The sequence below is a fragment of the Flavonifractor sp. genome (assembly GCF_019422385.1).
In the GTDB taxonomy this organism is placed as follows: Bacteria; Bacillota; Clostridia; order Oscillospirales; family Oscillospiraceae; genus Flavonifractor; species Flavonifractor avistercoris.
Map to the genome: position 1 here is coordinate 1 of NZ_JAHZDL010000175.1, position 1,527 is coordinate 1,527.

1 protein-coding gene and 1 pseudogene are annotated in these 1,527 nt (G+C 65.7%); both read right to left on the reverse strand.

Annotation, left to right across the window (positions count from 1 at the left end):
* On the reverse strand, positions 1 to 998 hold a 998-nt coding region (locus QZ378_RS12915; RefSeq protein WP_291258560.1), incomplete at its 3' end, for an HD domain-containing protein.
* 51 nt (positions 999 to 1,049) lie between these two features.
* Positions 1,050 to 1,527: pseudogene (locus tag QZ378_RS12920) on the reverse strand (single-stranded-DNA-specific exonuclease RecJ); the annotation flags it as partial.

Here is a 1,527-nt window from a genome sequence, read left to right on the forward strand (position 1 = left end):
TGGTGCATCTCCCAGGTGCGGATCTGCACCTCGAAGGGGATGCCCTCCCGGCCGATCACCGTGGTGTGGAGGGACTGGTAGCCGTTGGGCTTGGGGGTGGAGATATAGTCCTTGAACCGGCCCAGTACCGGGTTGAACAGGTCGTGGATCACGCCCAGCACGTTGTAGCACTCGGGCACGTCGTCCACAATCACCCGGAAGGCGTAGAGATCGAAGATCTCGTCCATGGTCTTGTTCTGGGTGTACATCTTGCGGTAGATGGAGTAGATGTGCTTCACCCGGCCGTAGACGGTGCACTTGACCCCCTCCTGGGCCAGGCGGTCGGTGATGCGCTTCTGGACGGAGGCCAGGAACTCCTCATGGGCGGAGGAGCGGGCGGCCAGCTCGTCGGCGATCTCCTTGTAGCCCACGGGATCCAGGTAGCGCAGGGAGGTGTCCTCCAGCTCCCACTTAATGCGCTGCATGCCCAGGCGGTGGGCGATGGGCGCGTAGATCTCCATGGTCTCCAGGGCCTTTTCCTTCTGCTTGCGGGGGGACTGGTACTCCATGGTGCGCATGTTGTGCAGCCGGTCGCAGATCTTGATGAGGATCACCCGGATGTCCTTGGCCATGGCCATGAGCATCTTGCGCAGGTTCTCCATCTGCTCCTCTTCCTTGGAGGTGTACTGCACCCGGGTCAGCTTGGTGACCCCCTCCACCAGGTCGGCCACCGTATTGCCGAAGAGCTTGGCGATCTCCTCATGGGTGGCGCCGGTGTCCTCGATGCAGTCGTGGAGCAGGGCCGCGATGATGGAGTCGGTGTCCAGCTCCAGCTCCGCCACGATCTCCGCCACCGCCAGGGGGTGGGTGATGTAGGGGGAGCCGTCCTTGCGCAGCTGCCCGGCGTGGGCGTTGTCCGCGTAAGTAAACGCGCTGAACAGGCGCTGCGTGTCCAGCGCCGGGTTGTATTCCTTGATTTTTTCCTCCAGCGCCTGATAGCGCTCCAAAATGGGATCCATACCGGAGACCTCCCGTTGTTACAAGCGTGCCAACGGGCGGGCCGGCACGGCCTACTCGTTGGAATGGATGATGCGCCGCAGGGCGCGCAGGATGGACGAGTCGTCCAGATCCACCTTCCCCTCCACCGGCCGCAGGGCGATGTGCAGGTGGTCGGTGGTGCGCTCCATGCGGATGAGCCCCCGCTCGTCAAAGACCTCCAGGCACACCAGGGTGCGCATGACGGTCTCCCGCCGGCCGGCGGAGCGGGCGATGCTGCGGGCCAGGCGGGGGGCGGTGGCGTCCAGGGGAGCCTGGTTCGCGTGGCCCTTCAGGTAGCGCCACAGCACCACGAACTCCTCCCGGGTGGGCAGCAGGGACTCCGCCTCCTGCCGGGTGAGGGCCTCCCCCCGGCGGAACTTCTCATACAGGGCCCGCTCGGCCTGGGCCCGGGTGAGGGCGGGGCGGAGATCGCACAGCTGGAGCTGCACGCTCCGCCACCCCCGGTACTCGTTGATCTGGGGGGTGAAGGCCACGTCCACCCGGTCGCCC